This is a genomic window from Actinoplanes sp. NPDC051388, from assembly GCF_055586225.1.
This window is the reverse complement of the sequence record NZ_JBVJIP010000004.1, coordinates 333,284-353,089: the sequence shown is the minus strand read 5'-3', so window position 1 is coordinate 353,089 and position 19,806 is coordinate 333,284. Positions and strand designations below refer to the sequence as shown.

Annotated in this window: 25 protein-coding genes; 6 read left to right on the top strand and 19 right to left on the bottom strand. The window is 70.0% G+C overall.

What is annotated here, in order from left to right; genetic code table 11:
* Nucleotide 1 precedes the first annotated feature (1 nt).
* The 4 genes from pqqB to ACZ6TI_RS13375 are packed head-to-tail and all read right to left on the bottom strand — an operon-like array spanning nt 2 to nt 2,980.
* Nucleotides 2–829 (bottom strand): pyrroloquinoline quinone biosynthesis protein PqqB, encoded by an 828-nt coding sequence (pqqB, locus tag ACZ6TI_RS13390; RefSeq protein WP_465345296.1) that lies wholly within the window; start codon nt 827–829, stop codon nt 2–4.
* Nucleotides 826–2,184 (bottom strand): pyrroloquinoline quinone biosynthesis protein PqqE, encoded by a 1,359-nt coding sequence (pqqE, locus tag ACZ6TI_RS13385; RefSeq protein WP_465345295.1) that lies wholly within the window; start codon nt 2,182–2,184, stop codon nt 826–828. Before pqqE ends, pqqB begins: the two co-directional genes overlap by 4 nt.
* Nucleotides 2,181–2,873: a pyrroloquinoline-quinone synthase PqqC gene (gene pqqC, locus ACZ6TI_RS13380; protein ID WP_465345294.1), complete on the bottom strand. Its 693-nt coding sequence runs from the start codon at nt 2,871–2,873 to the stop codon at nt 2,181–2,183. Before pqqC ends, pqqE begins: the two co-directional genes overlap by 4 nt.
* A complete protein-coding gene (locus ACZ6TI_RS13375) occupies nt 2,858–2,980 on the bottom strand; it encodes a hypothetical protein (RefSeq protein ID WP_465345293.1) in 123 nt (40 codons plus the stop codon). The genes pqqC and ACZ6TI_RS13375 overlap by 16 nt, the downstream gene beginning before the upstream one ends.
* A gap of 247 nt (nt 2,981–3,227) precedes the next feature.
* Here ACZ6TI_RS13375 and ACZ6TI_RS13370 point away from each other — a divergent pair, with 247 nt between their 5' ends.
* The 3 genes from ACZ6TI_RS13370 to ACZ6TI_RS13360 all read left to right on the top strand — a co-directional run bounded on the left by ACZ6TI_RS13370 (nt 3,228) and on the right by ACZ6TI_RS13360 (nt 5,530).
* Nucleotides 3,228–3,788, top strand: coding sequence for a hypothetical protein (locus ACZ6TI_RS13370; protein ID WP_465345292.1), 561 nt, complete (start codon nt 3,228–3,230; stop codon nt 3,786–3,788).
* A 7-nt stretch (nt 3,789–3,795) separates the two neighbouring features.
* Complete coding sequence (locus ACZ6TI_RS13365) at nt 3,796–4,395, top strand: hypothetical protein (RefSeq protein ID WP_465345291.1); 600 nt, start codon at nt 3,796–3,798, stop codon at nt 4,393–4,395.
* Nucleotides 4,396–4,477: 82 nt separating this feature from the next.
* The gene (locus ACZ6TI_RS13360; RefSeq protein WP_465345290.1) at nt 4,478–5,530 is read left to right on the top strand and encodes a glucose 1-dehydrogenase; all 1,053 of its coding nucleotides are present in this window, start codon (nt 4,478–4,480) and stop codon (nt 5,528–5,530) included.
* A 268-nt stretch (nt 5,531–5,798) separates the two neighbouring features.
* Here the strand turns inward: ACZ6TI_RS13360 and ACZ6TI_RS13355 are convergent, their stop codons facing one another.
* The 10 genes from ACZ6TI_RS13355 to ACZ6TI_RS13310 all read right to left on the bottom strand — a co-directional run bounded on the left by ACZ6TI_RS13355 (nt 5,799) and on the right by ACZ6TI_RS13310 (nt 14,832).
* Nucleotides 5,799–7,865, bottom strand: coding sequence for a hypothetical protein (locus ACZ6TI_RS13355; RefSeq protein ID WP_465345289.1), 2,067 nt, complete (start codon nt 7,863–7,865; stop codon nt 5,799–5,801).
* The gene (locus tag ACZ6TI_RS13350) at nt 7,862–8,491 is read right to left on the bottom strand and encodes a prepilin-type N-terminal cleavage/methylation domain-containing protein (RefSeq protein ID WP_465345288.1); all 630 of its coding nucleotides are present in this window, start codon (nt 8,489–8,491) and stop codon (nt 7,862–7,864) included. The genes ACZ6TI_RS13355 and ACZ6TI_RS13350 overlap by 4 nt, the downstream gene beginning before the upstream one ends.
* Entirely contained in the window at nt 8,488–8,928 is a 441-nt protein-coding gene (locus ACZ6TI_RS13345; RefSeq protein WP_465345287.1) for a type IV pilus modification PilV family protein, read from the bottom strand. The genes ACZ6TI_RS13350 and ACZ6TI_RS13345 overlap by 4 nt, the downstream gene beginning before the upstream one ends.
* Nucleotides 8,928–10,001, bottom strand: coding sequence for a type II secretion system F family protein (locus tag ACZ6TI_RS13340; RefSeq protein WP_465345286.1), 1,074 nt, complete (start codon nt 9,999–10,001; stop codon nt 8,928–8,930). The genes ACZ6TI_RS13345 and ACZ6TI_RS13340 overlap by 1 nt, the downstream gene beginning before the upstream one ends.
* Nucleotides 9,998–11,797: a GspE/PulE family protein gene (locus tag ACZ6TI_RS13335; RefSeq protein WP_465345285.1), complete on the bottom strand. Its 1,800-nt coding sequence runs from the start codon at nt 11,795–11,797 to the stop codon at nt 9,998–10,000. The genes ACZ6TI_RS13340 and ACZ6TI_RS13335 overlap by 4 nt, the downstream gene beginning before the upstream one ends.
* Nucleotides 11,794–12,870, bottom strand: a complete 1,077-nt coding sequence (locus ACZ6TI_RS13330; RefSeq protein ID WP_465345284.1) for a type IV pilus twitching motility protein PilT — start codon at nt 12,868–12,870, stop codon at nt 11,794–11,796. Before ACZ6TI_RS13330 ends, ACZ6TI_RS13335 begins: the two co-directional genes overlap by 4 nt.
* Before the next feature lie 86 nt (nt 12,871–12,956).
* Complete coding sequence (locus tag ACZ6TI_RS13325; RefSeq protein WP_465345283.1) at nt 12,957–13,334, bottom strand: competence type IV pilus major pilin ComGC; 378 nt, start codon at nt 13,332–13,334, stop codon at nt 12,957–12,959.
* A gap of 100 nt (nt 13,335–13,434) precedes the next feature.
* Complete coding sequence (locus ACZ6TI_RS13320; protein ID WP_465345282.1) at nt 13,435–13,866, bottom strand: hypothetical protein; 432 nt, start codon at nt 13,864–13,866, stop codon at nt 13,435–13,437.
* Nucleotides 13,863–14,285, bottom strand: coding sequence for a hypothetical protein (locus tag ACZ6TI_RS13315; RefSeq protein WP_465345281.1), 423 nt, complete (start codon nt 14,283–14,285; stop codon nt 13,863–13,865). The genes ACZ6TI_RS13320 and ACZ6TI_RS13315 overlap by 4 nt, the downstream gene beginning before the upstream one ends.
* Nucleotides 14,286–14,364: 79 nt before the next feature.
* Nucleotides 14,365–14,832, bottom strand: a complete 468-nt coding sequence (locus ACZ6TI_RS13310; protein WP_465345280.1) for a hypothetical protein — start codon at nt 14,830–14,832, stop codon at nt 14,365–14,367.
* Nucleotides 14,833–15,231: 399 nt separating this feature from the next.
* Between ACZ6TI_RS13310 and ACZ6TI_RS13305 the strand changes: the two genes are divergently transcribed.
* Together ACZ6TI_RS13305 and ACZ6TI_RS13300 are read left to right on the top strand one after the other, a co-directional pair.
* On the top strand, nt 15,232–15,795 hold the full coding sequence (locus tag ACZ6TI_RS13305; protein WP_465345279.1) for a TetR family transcriptional regulator: 564 nt from the start codon (nt 15,232–15,234) through the stop codon (nt 15,793–15,795).
* Nucleotides 15,796–15,901: 106 nt separating this feature from the next.
* A complete protein-coding gene (locus ACZ6TI_RS13300) occupies nt 15,902–16,156 on the top strand; it encodes a DUF6640 family protein (RefSeq protein WP_465345278.1) in 255 nt (84 codons plus the stop codon).
* 191 nt (nt 16,157–16,347) lie between these two features.
* Here the strand turns inward: ACZ6TI_RS13300 and ACZ6TI_RS13295 are convergent, their stop codons facing one another.
* On the bottom strand, nt 16,348–16,635 hold the full coding sequence (locus ACZ6TI_RS13295; protein WP_465345277.1) for a putative quinol monooxygenase: 288 nt from the start codon (nt 16,633–16,635) through the stop codon (nt 16,348–16,350).
* Nucleotides 16,636–16,856: 221 nt separating this feature from the next.
* On the bottom strand, nt 16,857–17,315 hold the full coding sequence (locus ACZ6TI_RS13290; protein WP_465345276.1) for a hypothetical protein: 459 nt from the start codon (nt 17,313–17,315) through the stop codon (nt 16,857–16,859).
* Between the two features lie 129 nt (nt 17,316–17,444).
* Between ACZ6TI_RS13290 and ACZ6TI_RS13285 the strand changes: the two genes are divergently transcribed.
* Nucleotides 17,445–17,972, top strand: a complete 528-nt coding sequence (locus tag ACZ6TI_RS13285; protein WP_465345275.1) for a helix-turn-helix transcriptional regulator — start codon at nt 17,445–17,447, stop codon at nt 17,970–17,972.
* A gap of 32 nt (nt 17,973–18,004) precedes the next feature.
* On the opposite strand, the gene ACZ6TI_RS13280 is transcribed toward ACZ6TI_RS13285, so the two are convergent.
* The 3 genes from ACZ6TI_RS13280 to ACZ6TI_RS13270 all read right to left on the bottom strand — a co-directional run bounded on the left by ACZ6TI_RS13280 (nt 18,005) and on the right by ACZ6TI_RS13270 (nt 19,793).
* Nucleotides 18,005–18,370 (bottom strand): VOC family protein, encoded by a 366-nt coding sequence (locus ACZ6TI_RS13280; RefSeq protein WP_465345274.1) that lies wholly within the window; start codon nt 18,368–18,370, stop codon nt 18,005–18,007.
* A gap of 101 nt (nt 18,371–18,471) precedes the next feature.
* The gene (locus tag ACZ6TI_RS13275) at nt 18,472–18,714 is read right to left on the bottom strand and encodes a ferredoxin (protein ID WP_465345273.1); all 243 of its coding nucleotides are present in this window, start codon (nt 18,712–18,714) and stop codon (nt 18,472–18,474) included.
* On the bottom strand, nt 18,711–19,793 hold the full coding sequence (locus tag ACZ6TI_RS13270; RefSeq protein WP_465345452.1) for an NADH-ubiquinone oxidoreductase-F iron-sulfur binding region domain-containing protein: 1,083 nt from the start codon (nt 19,791–19,793) through the stop codon (nt 18,711–18,713). Before ACZ6TI_RS13270 ends, ACZ6TI_RS13275 begins: the two co-directional genes overlap by 4 nt.
* Between the last annotated feature and the right edge of the window lie 13 nt (nt 19,794–19,806).

Here is a 19,806-nt window from a genome sequence, read left to right as displayed (position 1 = left end):
GTCAGATCTGCCGGCCGTCGGTGACGATGTCGGTTCCGGTGGAGGCGTTGGTGTTGTTGAGGTGGCCGTAGTGGAAGCGGGTCCGCGGGTGGCTCGCGGTGTGCGGGCGGGACTCCTCGATCGGCAGGTGGCCCATCGACCGGGCGCTGCCGGGCCGGCCGGTGACGCGGGTCAGTTCGTCGTCGGTGGCGAACGTGCCGTCCAGCAGCACGTCGCCGGCGCCGGTGAGGAAGTCGTCGAAGTCGCTCGTCCAGGCGGGCAGGCAGGTGGCGTAGACGAACGACGACCCGGTGCGCGTGTCGGTGAGACGCAGCGCGGACTGCCAGTCGGCACCGGGCATCTCGCTCGCGTAGCGTGGCCGCTTCTGCCCGACGGTCAGGCGGGAGACGGCCAGGCCGCCCGCCAGGTCCAGTCGCTCGGGCAGCTCACGCCAGTCCAGCCGGGTGTAGTGCGCCAGGGTCGGCGCCAGGGGGAAGGCCTCGGTCAGCGCGGCGGTCACGGTCCGCGTCGCGTACACAATCAGGGCGGTCGCCTCACGCAGGCTCAGCAGACCGAGCGTGTGGTCCAGCTCGGCGGTGGTCAGCAGGACACCGCGCAGCGGTGTCTGCCGCGGTCCGGGTCCGGGTGCGAGATCCGGTGCGGCGATGATCTGGGTACGGATGTCCGGCGACGCGTTGATCAGATACCAGGCCGACCCGTCACCGCTGACCGCAACGCAGTCCTGGAGCCGGTCGGTTCCCGTCCGGCGCGCCTCCTGGCAGGTCGGGCAGGCGCAGTTCCACTGTGGAGCCCCGCCTCCCGCCGCGCTGCCGAGGATCCGGATCCTCACGTATATCTGCGCGGGATCATGGCCGGTCGTTCGGAGGGTCCGGCGGCCGACGCGATCAGGTCGTGGTCCGGTGACAGCGTGCAGGCCGGGTCGGTGGCGGAGGCGTCACCGGTGAGCTGGAACGCCTGGCAGCGGCAGCCGCCGAAGTCGATCTCGCGCAGCGCGCAGTCGCGGCACGGCGACGGCATCCAGTCGGTGCCACGGAACCTGTTGAACAGCTGCGAGGAGTACCAGATGTCCGCCAGCGAAGCTTCGCTGACGTTCGGCGGAGGCGGCCCCGGCAACTGTTCGGCGGCCAGGCAGGGCAGCATGGCGCCGGTCGGCGACACCGAGAACTGGCGGCTGCCCCACCCGCTCATGCACGGTTTCGGGCGGCCGGTGTGGTAGTCCGGCTCGACGTACACGATGTCGATGTCCCTGCCGTAGCGGTCGTGCGCCTCGGCGGCGGCGAGACCGGCGCGGCGGACCTGGTCGGAGGTCGGCATCAGCGCGGCACGGTTGCGCAGGCCCCAGCCGTAGTACTGGGTGTGCGCCAGCTCGAGCCGTTCGGCGCCCAGCGAGGCGGCGAAGCCGGCGATGTCCAGCAGCCGGTCGACGTTCGCCGCGTGCAGCACGACGTTGATGGTCAGCGGGAGCCCGGTCGCCTTGACCAGCCCGGCGACAGCGATCTTCCGGTCGTGTGCGCGCAGGCCGGCGATCGCGTCCGCGGCCTCGGCGTCGGCGTGCTGCACGGAGAGCTGGATGTGGTCGAGCCCGGCATCGACCAGCCGGGCCAGACGAGCCTCGGTCACACCGATGCCACTGGTGATCAGGTTGGTGTACATGCCCAGCCCCCGCGCGATCGCGATCAGTGAGGGCAGGTCGGGACGCAGGACGGGTTCGCCGCCGGACAGATGCAGCTGGAGCACGCCCAGATCGCGTGCCTGCGTCAGAACGGTGATCCACTGTGCCGTGGTGAGCTCCGGTTGCGGCGCGAGCTGCACGGGATTGGAGCAGTAGCCGCATTTGAGCGGACAGCGGTAGGTCAGCTCGGCCACCATGCCGATCGGCATCGGCGAAGCGTCGGCCGGGGTGCCGGCGCAGTGCATCGGCGTCACCGGTGCGCCGCCGTCGGCGAGCAGCCGCCGTTCGACCAGGTCATCGATGAGGGCGGTCACGTCCTCCACCCGTACCCCGGAAAAGCTGGCCGAAAGCACCTGGACCAGCCCCTCGATGTCCCGCTTGCCGTCACAGGCACGCACGACATCGGGGGCCGGCCCGGCCAGCAGGATGCTGCCTTCCGGATAGAGCAGCGCGTCGGAGTCGCGCACCGGATCGTGCACGAGCCGCACCCCACGGGCCAGGCCGGGTCTCACTCGATGCCTCCCTGGTAGTCGACGGCGTCGAGCATCGCGTTCAGCACGTCGCACTTGAACGCCAGTGCCGCGATCGCCGCCTGCTGTTCGTCCGCACTGCGGCAGTGCGTCAGGACCACGTCGAGCGTCCAGTCCGCGTCACCGCGTACGACCGGGATACGACGTTCGAAATACGCGTACCCCTCGGGCTTGATCCATGGGTAGTGCTTCTGCCAGGCCACCACCCGGGCGGCCATCAGGTCCGGCGAGAACATCTCGGTCAGCGCCGCCGCCGCGGACTCGGTCCACGGCCGCGTCTGGCAGAGGTGCAGGTACGCATCCACCGCGAACCGCGTGCCCCGGACCACGTGCCGCTCGTCCAGCAACTCCTCGCGAGCCAGCCCGACCGCGTCGGCGAGGACGAGCCAGTCGGCCAGCCCGCCCTCGTCGTCGCGCGTGCCGTCGTGGAACACGACCCGTTCCAGCCACCGACGCCGGATGTCCGGCAGCGGACATGCCGCGATCACCGCGCCGTTCTTGCGCGCGAGGATCTTCTGGTAGTACCACCGGTTGGCGACCCACGACCGGACCTCATCCGGCGTGCAGGTCCCGGCGTGCAGACGCAGATGGAACGGATGGCGGTCCCAGTAGCGTGGCGCCAGAGCTCGCAAAGCGTCCGCGAACTGCTCTCGGGTCAGCGGTTCTGCCACGGCTTGGCGATACCGACGTACGCCGAGATCTCGGCCCGGGACTCCAGGCACTCGATGCGCGGCTTGTTCCAGGCGCGTCGCTCGTCCTTCTTGGATTTGACAGTCATCACAACTCCTTCGTCGGGAATCGATGTGCTGAATCCAACGTGCACCGGCCGGTGACGGAACACCAACGCGTCAAGCGCATAGCCGTCATCCCTCATCCGCATAGCTGAAGGTCGCGTGAGGTTTCGCATTGTAGGTCCGCGGATCGCGAGCTAGGAAAGACACATGTCTGGACACGGTCCGCCGAAAACGGCCGATCTCCGCGCCGGTTCGCGGCAAGGGTGACGATTCGCTGATCAGGAGCGTTACATGGACGGCACGGGAAGGAATCTGCGGCGCATCGGGCTGGCCGGCTTCATGGTCCTGGTGGTCGCCGGCGTCGTCGTCGCGCTGCTGACCAGCGAATTGTCGGGCACCGGTGCGGAGAACGTCGGCGGCCGGGCCGACACCGCCGCAGCACCCGCGCCTTCGACGGCCTCGTCGCCGGCCGCCGGCTGTCCGGTCACCCGGTCCAATCCGGGCGGGGACAACAACTACCTGCCGGATGCTCCGCAGGGCGAGGATCTCGGCGACGGCTTCATCATCCAGGGCGTCGTCCGCAGCGCGGAGGACTGTCGCCCGCTGCTCGACGTACGCATCCAGATCTGGCTGGCCACGCGGACCGGCAGTGAGTCCGACAACCGGACCAGCGTGCGGACCGATGCTCAGGGACGGTACCGGGTGGAGACCGCGCCGACCGTGGCGCAGTTCGGCGAACCGAACATCCATGTCGCATATGACGACGGCGCATACGACTCGGTCTTCATCCGGAACGTGGTGGACCTGGACGACACGTCGGCCACGATCGACCTCAATCTGCGCCCGAGGTGACCATCCGGTGATCGCCCGAGGAACAGCTCTGCTGCTGTGCGCCGCCGTTGCCGTGCTGATGTGGCTGACGGTGACCAGCACGCACCTGAGCGCCGGCCCGGTCAGCCTCGTCGCGTCGGCGGTCACCGCCGCCCTGGCCACGGTGCTGATCGCCTTTCAACCCCTGTTGGCGCTCCTGGCCCGGTCGCGGCCGGCGGCCTGGCGCGGTCACTGGGTGCTGGGGCTGGCGGCACTCGTGCTGGTCCTGGCGCACGTCGCGGCGCTCTGGCTGCTCAGCCCGGAGGATGTCCTGTTCGCGGTCTCGCCGGATGGCCCGACGCGGGCACGGATGGCGGTGCTGGCCACCATCTCGCTGGTGGTCGTCGTCGGCCTGGGCGTCGCCCGGCGAGGGAGCAGCGTCGCCCCGCAGGCGACCCGCATCCTGCACGCCTTCTTCGCGTCCCTGGCGCTGCTGCTGGGCGTCGGGCATGCGGTACTCACCGACGGCGCGCTCGACGGGCCGGGCACGGTCGCGCTGCTCCTGCTCGCCGCCCTCGGCGTCGCGGGAATCGTCGCCGCCCAGACGGCTCACCTGAGCTCGCCGTCGCCAACCCGCGAAACGCACTGACCGCGCGGCCCGGCCGCGCTGTTTTCGCACCCTGATCGACGGGTACGCGAACTCGTCCACCCGTCTCGCTGAGGAGTCATCCATGCGCGCGTTGACCGTCCACCCGTCGGTGCGGAACTCCGCTGACGTCCGTGACGTGCCGGACCCGGTGGCCGGCCCGGGGGAGATGCTGGTCGAAGGGCTGGCACTGGGCATCTGCGGCACCGACCGGGAGATCGTCGCCGGGGAGTACGGCTGGGCACCGCCCGGCCGTGACCGCCTCGTCCTGGGTCACGAGTCGCTGGGCCGGGTCCGCACCGCCCCGCCGGACTCCGGCTTCGCGCCCGGTGATCTGGTCGTCGGGGTCGTGCGCCGCCCCGACCCCGAACCGTGCGGGGCGTGCGCCCACGGCGAGTTCGACATGTGTCGCAACGGCAGATACACCGAGCGCGGCATCAAGGAGATCGACGGATTCGGCAGCCGGCTGTGGACCGTCGAGACCGGGTACGCGGTCAAGCTCGATCCCGGCCTCGAGCGGGTCGGCATGCTGATGGAGCCGACGACCGTGGTGGCCAAGGCGTGGGAGCAGGTCGAGAAGGTCGGCGCGCGATCGTGGTTCGAGCCGAGGAGTGTCCTGGTCACCGGTGCGGGGCCGATCGGGCTGCTGGCGGCGTTGCTCGGCACGCAGCGGGGCCTGGAGGTACACGTCCTCGACGTGGCGACCGAGGGACCGAAACCGGAGGTGGTGCAGGCGCTGGGCGCCCACTACCACTCGGCCGGTATGGGTGAGGTGACCGCGCGAGCCAAGCCCGACGTGATCATCGAGGCGACCGGGGTGTCGAGCGTGGTGTTCGACGCGATGGCGAACACGGCGTCGTACGGCATCGTCTGCCTGACCGGGGTCTCCTCGGTCGGCCGCAAGATCGCGGTGGATGTCGGCGCGACCAACCGCGACATGGTGCTGGAGAACGACGTCGTCGTGGGCTCGGTCAATGCGAACCTGAGCCACTACGCCGCCGCGGCGGCCGCGCTGGCGAAGGCCGACGTGGCGTGGCTGGAGGGGCTGATCACCCGCCGGGTGCCGCTGGAGAACTTCGCCGACGCCCTCGAGGCACGGCCGGACGACATCAAGGTCGTCCTCGACCTGACCGCGTGAAAGTCGTCCTCGACCTGACCGCGTGAAAGGCAGCTCGGCGCGCTCGTCGACGCGGTGCACGCCGGCAGTTGCGTCGGGCTCGCCGTCTTCTCGCCGCGCCGGCGCCGCCTGGCGTTGATCGACGCACTTGTCGAGGCGGGATTCGCCGCCTCCGGCTGGAGCAACCGGAGAGGCCGCGGCTCCCGTCGCCGGTGATGGACGCCATCGGCGTCGCCTGCCTGAACGCTGCCCCAAGCCTGCGACACGGTCTGCACCGAAACGCTGCCGCTCAGCCGGCCGGCACCCAGCTGAGGATCACGACCTTCCGCCTGCCCGCGACCGGGTTCGACGGGTCGCCGTCCACGAAACTGACCTTCGCCCGCAGGTTCGCTGTCCCGGTCGCCGGGCAGGTGCTCGCCCCGTTCGGGCAGACGTAGGCGCTCAGGTAGACCGCGAAGGCGTATCCCGGCGCGTCGTCCGGCACCTCGATGACCGGGCCCAGGTAGGAGAAGCTGCCGGTCTGCTTGACCCGCAGGGCGCGGGCGATCACGCCGAAACGGAAGACCTGCTCCGAGATGTTGTTGAGGGTCACGTCCACCACCGCGCGGGGGGTGTAGGTCGTGCCCTGCACGTAGAACCGGTTCTTCGGGCTTCCGGCGTTGGTGATCACCGCGCATGTCGTCGACGAGCCGGTCGTCGTGTAGGGGCCGGTGGTCACGCAGCCGCTTCCGGCGCGCAACGCGGGGGGCACGTAGGTGAGGTCGAGCTGGATGGTGTCGATGTCCTCGGTGTCCTTGTTGGTGACCAGGCCGGCGGTCACCGCCACCCTCGCCCCGGTGAAGGTGCCGGCGTAGACCGCCTTGGCGATGGCGCCCGTACCGGTGTCGAGGGTGGCCTGGTCGGTCTGCCATGCCGTGGAGCCCTTGCGACCGGTGAGCGCGGCGCTGATCGGTGTGCCGCCGGACGGGGTGACGGTGACGCCGAGGCTGTCGGTGGTCGCCACGTCGCCGTGGCGGCGTACGACCCGCACCGTGGCGCTCTTGAGCACCGAGCCGGCGGGTACGGCCGCGGGCGGGGCGAAGCCGTCGACCGTGACCGTGCCGCTGCTGTCGTTCTGCTTGCCGCTGGTCCAGCGGGCGAACTTGGTGGCGTCGGCGTCGGCGAGGTTGGCTGCCGTCGCGGTCGCGCCGAAGGTGCCGGCGGCCGGCACGCCGGTGACCTTCGTGGTGATCGCGGCGGCCGCGTCACTTCCGCTCGTCAGGCCGTAGACGGCGACGGGCGGTCTGGTCGCGCTGTAGGTGCCGCAGATTTCCGCCTGGCCGTCCTTGTTCACCACCATCTGGCTGTCGCCGCCGAAGATGAACTGCACCCCGACCGCGGTGTTGTTGCTGATCGGGTTGTCGCACGCGCCGGGGATGGCGGCCGGCACGGACGGCGCCGCCACACGGGCGCCGCCGGCGTCGACCGGGTTCCCGGCCACCAGGTAGCCGTCGGCGATCGTCCAGACGTTCGCGCCGGAGTTCAGCAGGGGGTTGCTGTTGCCGCCGGAGTTGTGGAAGTCGAAGTAGTAGGTGCCGGGCTGGAACCACCAGGTGCTGTTCTTGCAGCTGCTGTTGCCGTCCATGATCGCCGACAGGCCGGCCGCGTCGTCGTAGTAACCCGGCGTGAAGCGCACCACCGAGTTCGCGGTGGTGCAGGCCGGCAACTTCTGGAGCGCCGGCACGCTGGTGACGGCGGGCGCGTAACCCGGGTCGGTGCCGAGCGGGCTGGCGCCACTGTACGAGCACTGCGCCGCCGGCGTGCTCGTGATCGTTCCCGAGCAGGCGCCACGGGCGTAGACGGAGCCGCCGGTCGTGGTCAGCGAACCGCCGTTCACGGCGACGGTCGAGTGGGAGAACACCGCCCCGTGCACCCGGAACGCCGACGTGTTCGGCTGGCTGATCGACACGCCGTCCTCGCCGGGGATCGTGCCGAGCGTCAGGATGGCGGTGCCGGGCCGATTGCACTGGGTCAGTGACGGGCACTGGATGAGCACGGTCGCCGGGTCGGCGCTGCACGACACGGCGGCGGACGTGCTGCCGTTGAAGCCGGGCAGATCGAGCGTGTCGTCTCCGCCGAAGCACTCGGTGCCCGTCGCCGCGTTGAAAGTGCTGTTGCGGATGCCGGTGATCGCCGCCTGCATCGCGCCGTCCGCGTCGGCCGCGGTGGACGCCTGGCCGCGAAGGTGCACGGTGGTCCGCAGACTGGTGTCGGCGAAGGACAGCAACGCGCCCAGGCCGACGGCGATGACCGTGACGAGCACGAGCACGAGGACGAGGGCGGCGCCGTCGTCGTCGCGGGGGGCTGGGCGGATCACATCTGCCTCCGTTCACCGGTCAGGGTGACCGGGAAGGTGCCGGCCTTGGAAAGGGTGACCGCGAAGGCGATCGTCACGGTCCGCGGAACCGCCGCGCCGTCGCAAGTGGAGGGTCCGGTGCAGGTGACGTCCAGGGTTCCGGGGTCGACATTGTGCGCGATGACCACGTCGGTGCTGGTGCCGCCGGCACACAGCAGCCGATGCAAATCCCGGGACGCGAGGTAGTAGGCGACCACGCGGGTGCTGTGGTTGTGCGAGCCGGTGGAACTCCAGTCGTCCGCCAGCAGCCGCACCTTCGCCTCCGGCGTGGTGGCCGAGCCGCAGGTCTGCCCGCCTTCGTCGTAGGGGGCGTTCAGCTGGATCGAGGGCTTGAAGGGGATGCTGCCGTCCGGCCCCGGCGCCGCGGTCAGGTCGCGGACTCCGAGGGCGGCGACGTCACGCGCCACGTACGCGGCACTGATCTGCGCGTCGTGCGACAGCGCCATTCGCGCGCTGGCGGCGTCGCTGTTGCGCAAGTAGCCGATCACCGCATCGGCCAGTGGCACCGTGATCAGACCGAGGATCACCACGACGAGGAGCACCTCGATGAGCGTGAAGCCCGCGTCGCGCGCCGGTGCGGTCTTCACGAGCACCATCCGTCGGCGGGGCCGCAGGGCTTGCGGACCACGACCACCAGTTGCTCGGTGGCCCGCTGATCGGCGCTGCGCACGCTGAGGGTGAGCTGGCGCAGGCCGGTGTCGCCGCCGCACGACGCGCTCCACCCCGAGCCGGTCCAGTACCGTTGCGACTCGATCGAAGCGGTGAAGCCGGCCGGGGGCGTGAACGCGGCGGCCACCGGCGCGCAGGTGGCGGGATAGCCGCCGCTGCCGACCGCCGCGGTGATCGTCTCGGCGTAGTTGCGCACCGTCGTCTGCGCGGTCGCCTGTTTGCGGTGCACGTCGGACATGACGATGGCGGTGCCGAGGCCGCCGATGAGCGCCACCACCGCGACCGACATGACGCTGAGGGCGATGAGCAACTCGATCAGCGTCTCGCCGCGATCGGACGCGGGCCGGGCGGGCATCAGATCTGCACCTGGTTGAAGATGCCGTACATGGCGGAGATCAGCGCGACCGCGACGAAGCCGACGGTGCCGCCCATCACGATGATCATCAGCGGTTCGAACATCGAGGTGAGCTTCTTGATCTTGTATTCGAGCTCGCCCTCGTAGTAGCGGGCGGTGACCTCGAGCTGGGTTTCCAGCGTGCCGGTCTCCTCGCCGACCCGCATCATCCGGGCCGCGGTTCCGGGGAAGAGCGAGGTCGCCGCCAGCGGGCCGGCCAGGCCCTCGCCCTCCAGGACGGCTCCGGTCACGCCGGTGAGCGAGCGGACGAAGACCGCGTTGCGCAACGACTCGGTGGACACCCGCAGCGCGGTCGGCAGCGCGACCCCGGCCCCGACCATCGACGCGAGGATGCGGCAGAACCGCTCGACCATGGTGAACTGGATCGTGGAGCCTAGCACCGGGATGCGCAGCAGGAGGCTGTCCTGGAAGTACCGGCCGCCCGTCGTCCGGCGGGCGATCACGTGACCGGCGATCAGCGCCACCGCGCCCAGCACCAGCGCCCACCACCATTGCGTGATGAAGCCCGTGACGTCCAGCATGATCCGGGTCGGCAACGGCAGCGTCGCGCCGAGATCGTCGAAGAAGACGCGGAACCGCGGCAGGACGAAGGCGGCCAGCACGACGATGGTCACCAGGCCCACCACCGCGATCATGATCGGGTAGATCATCGCCGAGATGATCCGGCGGCGGGCCTCGAGGTCGCGTTCCAGATAGCGGGCGAGCTGTCCGAGCACGGTGTCGAGCTGGCCGGTCAACTCGGCCGAGCGCAGGATGCCGCGGTAGAACTCCGGGAAGGCGCGCGGGTACCGGTCGAGGCAGTCCGACAGTCGTTCGCCGCGCCGCAGGTCGACCTCGATCTCCGCCATCATCGAGCGGATCGCGGGTTTGGTGGCCTCCTCGCCGAGGATGTGCACCGCGTCCACCAGGGTCAGCCCGGCGGTGATGAAGGCGCCGAGCTGCCGCGACAGGTGCATGACCTCTTCTCGCTTGATGCGCGGGGCGGTCAGCTCCAGCTTCAGGATGTTCTTCATCGCGTCGTCTCCCCGGGAACGTAGATCGAGCGCAGAATCTCGGCCGGGGTGGTGACACCTTCCGACACCAGGCGGGCCGCCTCCTCCTGCAACACGTGCATGCCCTCCGCGCGTGCGGTGCGGCGGATCTCGTCGTGCCCGGCGCGGGCCAGGATGTGGGCGCGGATGGTCTCGCTGACCGGCATCATCTCGTAGACGCCGACCCGGTCCATGAATCCGGTGCGGGCGCAGAAATTGCAGCCGGAGCCCCGGATGAAGCCGCCCTCGGGCGCCTCGCCGCCGATCACCTCGAGCAGCGCCAGCTCCTCCGCCGCCGGCCGATAGCTCTCGGTGCAGTGCTTGCAGATCCGCCGGACCAGGCGCTGGGCCAGCACGGCGGTGACCGACGAGGCCACCAGGAAGTGCTCGATGCCCATGTCGAGCAGCCGGTGCAGGGCGGAGACGGTGTCCGTGGCGTGCAGCGAGGACAACACGAAGTGGCCGGTCAGGGCCGATTGCACGGCGATGCCGGCGGTTTCCACGTCCCGGATCTCGCCCACCAGGATGACGTCCGGGTCCTGCCGCAGGATCGACTTCAGCCCTCCGGCGAAGGTGATGCCGGCGGCCTCGTTGATCTGGATCTGATTGATCGACGGGAACGTGTACTCGACCGGGTCCTCGATCGTCATGATGTTGCGTTCCGGGGTGTTGATCTCGTTGAGCGACCCGTACAGCGTGGTGGTCTTGCCGCTGCCGGTGGGCCCGGCACAGATCACCATGCCGTACGGCGAGCGCAGCAGCGCCGAGTATCGCGCGGTCATCTCGGCGTTCATGCCCAGCTTGCCGAGCTCGAACAGCGGCCGGCTCTTGTCCAGCAGCCGCAGGACGACCTTCTCCCCGCCCACGACGGCCGTGGTCGACACCCGGATGTCCACCGCCCGGCCCTCGACCTCGGTGCTGATCTGGCCGTCCTGGGCGCGCCGCCGCTCGACGATGTTCATCCCGCCGAGGATCTTGATCCGGCTGACCAGCGACGCGCCCATGGCGCCGGGCAGGTCGAGCATGTCGTGCAGCGCACCGTCGATGCGGAAGCGCACCCGGACCCGGTCGTTCTGCGGCTCGATGTGGACATCGGACGCACGGTCGCGCAACGCCTGGGTGAGGACCAGTTGAACGACCTGCACCACGGGGGCGTCTTCGTCCGCCGTCGGCGCCTCCTCGCGAATCAGGTCCCGGCGGACCTTCGCACGTTGCTCGAACGCCTCCACCTGCGTCCCGACGCGGCTCAGCGCGCGGTACGCGTTGCCGATGGCGCGCAGCACCTCCGCCTCCGCCGCCACCCGCAGCGACACCGGGCGAGCGGCCGCCGCGGCCAGCGTCTGTGTCAGCGAGTCCGACGGCACCGCGACCGCCATGGTCACGCCGGCGGCGTCCATGGACAACGGGATGGCCAGCAGAGCGCGGGCGGTCTCCTCGTCGAGCAGGGCCACTGCTTCCGGTTGCGGCGCCACCTGCCGCAGATCGACTGTTTCGAGCTCGTGCCGTTCGGCCAGCATCCGGGCCACGTCCCGCTCGGTGACCATCCCCCGGTCGATCAGCAGCCGGCCGACCCGCTTGCCGCCGCCGCGCTGTGCTTCGGTGAGGGCGGCCACGATCTGGTCCTGTTCGGCCAGGCCGGCCGCAACCAGCAGCTCGCCGAGCCGCGTGCCGTCCGGTTCGACGGTCAGATCAGCCGGTCGCGCCGGGGCGGTGAGTGTCTGAGCCGTAGTCGCGGCGGTCGAGGCGCCGGGTCGCTCGGAGCGGTTGCGCAGTCTCATGCGACGGACCCCGCCGTCACTCGCGGCTGCGCCTCGATGTCCTTCGGGTACAGGCTTCGGGCGGCCGCATCGGCCAGGCTGACCACGCCGTGCTGGACCAGCCAGGACAGCGACTGTTCGAGCGTGCGCATGCCTTCCTTCTGCCCGGTGAGCAGGGCGTTGCGCAGCTGGTTGTGTTTGCCCTCCTTGATCAGGTTGCGCACCGCGGTGTCCGCGACCAGCACCTCGTGGGCTCCGACCATGCCGCCGCCGATGCGGGGAACCAGCCGCTGGTAGACGATGCCGGTGAGGGCCGCGGCCAGCTGGAATCGCACCTGGGCCTGCTGGTGGGCCGGGAACACGTCGATGATCCGGCCCAGCGCCTGCGAGGTGTCGTTGGTGTGCAGCGTGGCGAACACCAGGTGGCCGGTCTCGGCCAGGGTCAGCGCGAACTGGATCGATTCGAGGTCGCGCATCTCGCCGACCAGCAACACGTCCGGGTCCTCGCGCAGAGCGGCCCGCAGGGCGTCGCCGAACGAGTCGGTGTCCGTGCCGACCTCGCGCTGGCTCACCGCGGAACGGCGGTGCGGGTGCACGTACTCGATGGGGTCCTCGATGGTCACGATGTGGCAGGCCCGCTCCTCGTTGATCTGATTGATCACCGAGGCGAGGGTGGTGGACTTGCCTGAACCGGTCGGGCCGGTCACCAGCACCAGTCCCTGATGCCGGCGGGCGAAGGCGGTCAGAGCCGAGGGCAGGCCGAGCTGCGCCATGGTCGGCACCACGGCCGGGATCATCCGCAGGGCGACCGCGGTCGCGCCGCGCTGGCGGTAGGCATTCCCGCGGATGCGCGCCGTGTCCCGCCAGGTGAAGGAGAAGTCGTACTCGTTGGCCGCGGCCCACCGGGTGGCCTGCTCCGGGCTCAGCATCTCGGCGAGCAGCGCGTCGGTGTCGGCGCCGGTCAGCATCGGGTGGTCGGCCACCGGGCGCAGCTGCCCGTCGATCCGGATCTGCGGCGGAAGGCCGGCGGTGAGCAGCAGGTCGCTGCCGCGGAATCGCCACAGAGTGTCGAAGAGGGCGTCGGCGCGGTGCATGGGGACCTCCGGGTGACCGTACGGGCGGGGGAGCGGCGGGCATGGGCGAGGCGCCGGGATCAGCGCCTCGCCCATCGGTGCTCAGATCAGCAGCCGGCCAGGTTGGAGGTGACCGTCGCGTTCTCCGGGGCGGTGGCGGTGGCGGGCACGACGGTGTACGTGATCGAGTACTTGGTGCTGGCCGGCTCCGACTTGAGGTAGCCGGCGGTGACCAGCGCGGCGACGTTCGTCGCGTGGACCCCTGTGGCGCTCTTGGCGAAGAAGGCCTCGGAAGCGGTCTCGACGCTCTTGCGGTCGGTCTTGCAGGCGGCGAGGACGCCGTCGTTGTTGAACGCGCTGACCGCGAAGACGACGATGCCGGACAGCACGCCGAGGATGACCACGACGATGAGCAGCTCGATGAGTGTGAAGCCGTCATCGGTGGAGCGCGCCTGAGCCATGCGGTTCTGGAACATGCGGATCATGGGATGCCTGCTCTCTTCGGATGCCGCCGTGGCGGCGCATGGGGGGTTCGCCGGTCAGGGGGTGACCGGGCGTCTTGGGTGGTGCGGGGAAGCGGCCGGTTCAGCCGGTGATCGGCCCGGCCACGGTGCTGTAGTTGCGCCAGCCCGAGGTCTCGAGCTGGTTCGCCATGCCCCACACGGTGATCGCGTTGAGGTTGGCGCTGGTCGTGCTGTAGGACGGCGTACCGGTGGCGGCGGTCGCGGTGAGCGTCGCAGCGACCGACGAGCTCGGGCACGGCCACGTGTTCACCCGGCAGAGCACCACCGTGACCGCGGGATTGAACGCCGGGGACAGACCGGCCGTGCCGGTCGCCCGGATGGCGCGCCCGTTGGCGGCCGCGAGCGACAGGGTGATCACCTTGGTCGTTCCGGTGCCGGTGGGCACGGTGCCGTTTCCGCTGCCCGACGCACGCCAGTAGGCGGATGCCGGTGTCACGATCGCGGTGGCGAGCGTTGCTCCGGCCAGCACGGCCGCGGCGATGCGTCCGATCATTGCCATTGCTCTGCCCGTCCGGTGAAGCTCAGTGGGAAGGAAACGCGCCGGCAGGCGTTCGATGCCTGCGTCGACAACGTGATCGTCAGCTGGACCTCGACCTGGCCACGCCCGGGCACGATCGTCTGCGGGGCGCCGGCGAACGACGTGATGGCCAGCAGACTCGGCGGACAATCCCGGCCGGCCGATTGCGCCGCCGCGCTCACCGAGGTGAGACGGATGGGCTGCGCATCGGGGTTGGTGACGGTGACCTTCAGCGGCACGGCTTTGCCCGGCATCAGGCCGGCGGCCGTTCCGCTGATCCGGAAGCTGTGCCCCGGAGCGTCCGATGCGGACAGTGAGATGGCGAGCTCACGTCCACCGAGGACACCGACACCGATCAGGACCGTCACGGCTGCCGCCATGGTGTACCGCCGCACCGCCGTCTCCTTTCAGGTGGGTCGCGGATGCGGTCCGGGGCGAAAGGAAGTCCACCGCCCCGGACCGGTCACCGGGCGGTCAGCTGGCGGTGTAGGTGAGGGTGACGGTCGCGCCCTTGCAGGCGTCCTGGTTGGTGGCCAGCGTGTCGTTCAGCTTCACCGTGCCGGCGAAGTTGACGCTGCCACCGGCCGGCACCGAGCTCGGTGCGCTCAGGCTCGGCACGCTGTACCAGGCGGCCGAGCAGCCGGCCTGGGTGTGGGTGGCGTCGACCGCGACGCTCGCGACGAACGAGGCGATCGGCACGGCGAAGGTGTTGGCGTTCGCGATCGTGCCGCTGACGGCCTGGGCGTTGCCGCCGGGCACCAGGGCGCTGCCGTTGAAGGCGGTCTGCGTGATGGTGAGGTTGGTGCTGGCCTCCGCGGTGGTGGCGGTGCCGGAGCCGGTGCCGGTGGCGGTCCAGAACGCGAAGGCGGCGCTGGCGCTGACGGCTACGATGCCACCGGCGATGGCGGCGGTGACGAGGGGCTTGCGGATGTTGAGCTTCATGTGCCGTACTCCTCGAAGTCTCGACCGTGGGTGGTCGATGAAGCCTTCGGGGTCGGTTTCGCCTCTTGCTCCCTGCCGGACCTAGGGCGACCAATGCGTCCTGGCAGATCTTCGCTTCCCGGCGGCCCGGGTGGGCCGCTGCCATAAGTGAAGACCCTCGAGCCGCGCTCTGGATCACCCGTTCGGTCCCTAAAAACAGTGCTTTGAAGTCCTTAAGCCGGAAAAATCCCGACACCAGGCATCAAACACCCAGCGCCGGCCTCCTCGACGAGGCAGATCAGGCCATCGACCGCGCGGCGTTGTTCCTGTCCCAGCACCTCGGCTGACCTCGGCGGCCGGTAAGTTGGCCCAATGCCTCGGTGGGAACACGGCAGTGCAGAGCGGATGAAGCAGGCCGCCATGGAGCTGTTCGAAGAGCAGGGATTCGAGGACACCAGCGCCGTCCAGATCGCGAAACGTGCCCGGGTCACCACCCGGACCTTCTTCCGGTACTTCTCGGACAAGGAAGAAGTGCTCTTCGCCGACGCGGACGCGCTCAACGAGGCGCTCGTCCAGGAGCTCCTGCAGATCCCCGACCTCACGAATCCGCTCGAGGCGGTGGCCCGGACCCTGGCCGGTTACGACTGGGCGAAACTCGGATCACGAGAGACCCTGCGTCGGCGGGGCCGGATGATCGCGTCGGATCCCCGGCTGCTGGAACGCGACCTGATCAAACAGGATCAGATGGCCGGCGGGTTCCGGCGAGCGCTCTGCGAGCGTGGGATCGACCCCGACATCGCGGAACTCGCAGCCAGCACGGGGAGCCAGATCTTCCGCACGGCGTACCGGAAGTGGTTGGAGAGCAACGACAACACGGACCTGACGACCATCACCGAGACAGTGATGTCTCTGCTGGCCGCCATCGTGCCCAGGGCCGGGTCGCCGCGCGGGCGGCGCCGGGCACCGGCCACCCGGCACCCCTGATCAAACCTGGCCAGGCTCTGCCCGGACCGCCTGCGCACCTCTTCAGCGGCGCGTTGACGTCACGCCGCGACATCAATAGGATGATGTCGCGGCGTGACATCGCGGCATGGGCGTCGCGCTCGGCCTGGTGGCCCTCTATTACCTGTGGAAGCCGGCCCAGACGCGTGCGTCGCTGGTAACCGCCGCCGTCGTGGCGAGCATCTACGGCCTCACCCAGCTGTCCGTCGCGCTCTATCCGGGAGTTTCCAGCGTCGACCCGCCCGGTGAGAACACCTGGCCGCAGCTCTTCACCACTCTGCCCAGCCTCGGGTGCGTCCTCGTCGGCTATCTGATCGAGCGCCGCCGCATGGCACGGATCTAGCCCCGGCCCGCGCCGTCGTCGTCGGCGGCTGGCCAGCTTCCAGGCAGCTTCCAAGCAGGCAAACGTCCTGCGGTTTCACGACCGGTGCGGTGTTCGACGCCTCGGGTGGACGGGCCGACTATTGATGAAGCCCCGGTAGGTTCGCGGCGGGTCAAGGCATCGCCCGGACCCGCCGCGGAAACCGATCGCGGTCAGGCGACGACTCGGGTGTGCTGGACGGCGGCGGGCCCGGCGACGTGCGGGCCGATCGCCGCGCGCCACTTGGCGAACTGCTCGGAGCCGCGGTAACGCTCGTGGGCCGCGACGTCGGTCCACTCCACGAGAAGGACGAAGTTCGTCGGGGTCTCGACCCCCTGGGTGAGGCGTGCCGAGAGCATTCCCTCGGACGGCCCGAATGCCTCGACGGCCGCGGCGTGCGCTTCGGTGAATGCCTTCTCACTGCCCGGCTTTGCGCTCAACTCGGCGATTTCGAGGATCATGGTCATCGCTCCAACTTCTGGGAGGCGTCCTGGATCGACTGGATATCCAGAACTCTACGCGATGATGTCACGTCGCGACATTGCTTTGTGATGTGCATTCCGGCTTTGCCGGCGCCCGCTGCCGCCCGTCTACACTGCCGACCGTCGGCAACATTCCGCTCCAGCCTCGGGCGCGGTCCACGACGCTGGGCCGAGCATCGTGAGCTGGACGCGGCCGGTCATCACCGCGGACGCAACGGATTGAGGCGAAACGTCGTGGTGATCCCGCACCGGTGCAGCATGCCGAACCGGCTGCGCGGATTCGCCTTCGCCTCCGCCCGCACCAGCCGGACAAACCTGTCCGTGACCCCGTTCCGTTCGTCCTTGCCGGCTACCGCGTGGCGGTATGCGCGCGACAGGTCGCTCGCCCGAAGTCCCGACAGATCGAGCATCGAGCCCGCCTGGACATAGCAGCCCAGTCGAGCGCCCTCCGTCTCGGCAGGAATGCGGCAGACGCCCGGCGTGACATGAAAGGTGATCGCGTCCGCCACCGTCACCCCGACCGCCTCGGAACGGTCGGCCGCGCGGACGCACTGCAACGCACGCTCGGCGCTCCGCAGCGTGAAATCCTCGCCGACGCGCGATTGCTGGAGTCCGTGGTCGTGGAGGAGGCAGGCGACGTAGAACAGCTCATCGTCCAACTGCCGATTGTCCAGCAGGGCGAGAGCACTCCCGTACGCCCACGTGCGGAACGAGTGGCGCACCACATCCGGGCTCATCTCCGCGCACGCCTCTCGAGCCTCTTGGCCGGCGATCCCAGAATCGAGCTCGTGGACGATGATGACCTGGCCAAGGCAGACGTGCTGGTCGTCATCGTCGAGAAGGCTCTTCCGCTCAGCCTTCAGACGTCGAGGCGGACCTCCGGCGGCAGCAGCGCGCCGATCGTGCTCATCGAGAACGACATGACCGAACGGCACGTCGTCGCGGCGATCTCCTACGGGGTGCGGGGTGTGATCCCACGCCGCCACGCGACGAGCGACAGACTGATCGCCACCGTGCTGGCCGTGGCCGCCCGCCATGGCGTGCTTCCGTCAAGCGTGGTCGGGGCAGCCCTGGAGTCATTGAGACCGGCATATTGGTCTCAGCCCTCGGGCCGGGAGTCGCACGCGGTCTTGTCCGCTCTCGAGTTCGACATCGTCCGGCTCCTCTCCGAAGGTTTCAGCACCGCGGAAATCGCGCTGGACGTGCACCTGTCGGAGCGTTCGGTCAAGAACTACGTCACCAGGATCATCAAGACCATGCAAGCCAGAAATCGCCCCCACGCGGTCGCGAATGCGATCCGGCAAGGCCTGATCTGATCCTGCGGAGGCGCCTGTCGACGCCGGTGCGGTCAGGAAGGCGTCAGGCAGAAGGGGTGGCCGGCCGGATCCAGGAGCACCCACCAGCGTCCGTCGCCGGGCTGATGCTCCGGTTTGATGGCACCGAGCTTCAGCGCCAGCTCTTCCGTCGCATCGAGGTCGTCGGCGCGGAGATCCAGATGGAACTGCTGTGGCACGTCCTGACCCGGCCACTGCGGAGCCCGGTATCCGTCAACCCGCTGGAATCCCAGATCACAGCCCGAGCCGCCCGTCAGAGCGACGAACTCGTCCGAACTGAACAGCTCGCGCATCCCGGTCAGTGCACCGTAGAAGCCGGCCAGCGTCTGCGGGTCGGCACAGTCCAGAGTGACCCCTCGCAGTTCAGCGCCTGGCAACATTCGCTCCTTCGGGTCCGCACGCCTGTGTCCGTAAGCCGCCGCCGCACGCGATCGCCGGCCAGCCACACCGTACGCGCCACACCCACCGCTGGAGTAGCGGTTTATCCCCGATGCGCGCGCTCGGGGGCTTGGGGCGGGGCGCTGACGAGCCGCAGAGCCAGCGCGGGGCAACGGTCGACGGCGCGGCGGGCGACGTCCTCGAGATGGCGCGGGACCGTGGGCTGAGACTTTCCGGTGCGGGCAACGGGATAGCCCCAGTCGTCCTCGACCAGCAGCTCCGGCAGCAGTTCCGCACACAGGCCTCGTCCGTCGCAGGCAGTCCAGTCGACGTGCAGGTAGCTCATCGCCTGACCCCTTCGCTCACCGAAGCCAGACAGTGGCCGGCAAGATGGGCAGTGACGTCTTCCTTGAAGGTGCGCATGGCACTGATGATCATGCGTGCCGTACCGTCCGGATGCCGGCAGGCGCCACGGCCGGTGACCATCGCGGCAAGCCTCGCCACCTCGGCCGGCAGGCCGGGTCTGGCCCGTTGCCGTGCCAGGTCGGCCATCGTCCCGGCGAGCCGCGGCAGCCCGTTGATGCAGGGGCCACATTGCCCGGCCACCTCTCCGGCGAGGTAGCCGGCGATCCGTGCGGTCTCCACCAGGCCGCATTCGTCTGCCGACAGCGCGCGCACGATGCCTGCGCCAGGCGACGCTCCGAAAGGCGCGAGGGATGCCCGGCTGATCTCCAGGTCCCGCCGGGCCGGCGCCCAGCCGCCGTGATAGCCACCCAGCAGCACCGCCTGCAGCGGTGCGGTGGGCCCGCCGGCCGCGGTGATCAGCTCGCCCAGCCGGACGCCGTGGCCCGCCTCGATGACGCCGGGGGCGGCGACCGCTCCGCTCACCGTCGTCAGGAAGGTCCCCGGTTCGTCGGCCGTGCCCGCAGACCGGAACCAGTCGGGACCGTGCCGGGCGATCAGTGCGAGCTGGGCGAGCGTTTCAACGTTCTGGACCAGGGTGGGCGCGCCTCCGACGCCGGCCTCAGTGATCCGGCGCCGTTTGTCGGCCGGCACCGCGGGCCGCCTGGAGACGGCGGCGACCACGGCCGACTCCTCTCCGGCGATGAAGGTGTCCGGAGCGACGGTGACAGTCACCGGGACCGGATCCAGCCCCGTGCCGCGCCGGTCGATGAGGGCGGCCCGGACGCCGTCGGCAGAGGCCCGGCCGGTGTACAGGTGGGCGGTGCGCGCGCCGAGCGCGCGTGCGGCCAGCTGGAGGCCGTCCAGGACGAGGTGTGGCTGGTAGCTGAGCAGCGCCCGGTCCTTTCTGCTGGACGGTTCGCCCTCGGCGCCGTTGGCCACGACTACGGGGGTGCCGCCGGCGCGCAGCACCGTGTCCACCTTGCGCCAGGTGGGGAAGCCGGCGCCGCCGCGTCCGGTCAGCCCGGCGGCTCGC